Source organism: Streptomyces pseudogriseolus (assembly GCA_002154585.1).
Taxonomy (GTDB): Bacteria; Actinomycetota; Actinomycetes; order Streptomycetales; family Streptomycetaceae; genus Streptomyces; species Streptomyces pseudogriseolus.
This window is the reverse complement of sequence record MUNG01000748.1, coordinates 1-766: the sequence shown is the minus strand read 5'-3', so window position 1 is coordinate 766 and position 766 is coordinate 1. Positions and strand designations below refer to the sequence as shown.

Annotated in this window: 1 pseudogene; it reads right to left on the bottom strand. The window is 73.8% G+C overall.

The features are described 5' to 3' along the window. A pseudogene (locus CCN29_RS34525) lies at positions 1-687 on the bottom strand (alpha-mannosidase); the annotation flags it as partial. Positions 688-766: the final 79 nt, after the last annotated feature.

Below are 766 nucleotides of genomic sequence, written 5' to 3'. Positions count from 1 at the left end.
AGATGTGTAGAAGGGACAGGCGTCCAGGGCGCGTTCGACGGCGCGGAGGATCTCCCAGCGGCGGGGCGAGTCGACGGGCAGCTCGGCCATCAGCTCGCCGAGCACCTCGAGGTCGGTCACCAGGTGCCACACTGTCTCGTCGAGGACGGCGAGGTCCATGCGGGTCAGGGTGTACTGGGGGTCGCGGCCGGCGGTCTCCAGGTCGCCGAGCGGGGTGGGCGTGAAGGGGCGGGGGCCCATGACGACGGGGTTGGAGGCGGCCTCGACGTGCAGGCGGACCTCCTCCCCGCCCTGGACGGGGGCGCCGATCCGCACCCACTGGTTGCGCGGGTTGAGGCCCTTCACGGGGGTGCCGTCCGGGCGGTAGACGAGCCCCTCGCACTGGAAGCCGGGCATGTTCTCGTCGAAGCCGAGGTCGAGGATCGCCTCGACGGTCTTCCCGGCCCACTCCGCCGGCACGGTGCCGGTGACGCGGAACCAGCTGGTGCCCCAGGGCGCGCCCCAGCGGGAGCCGACGGTGACCGGCTCGACGTCGGCGGCCAGTCCCTCGGCGACCGGGACCGGCTCCCCCGGCGCGTGCCACACCGCCACCTCCAGGGGCACGGACTCGGGGTGGACGGCGGGTCGGATGCGCTCGTCGAGGACCCGCCTCAGACGGGCTTCGACCAGGGTGCGGTCGTCATGCATGCGGCGCTCCATGAGTGTGGCCGGGTTCGCTGCCGTACGGGTTCCGCCCGCGCGGCGGGACCCCCGGGTACAACTCCCC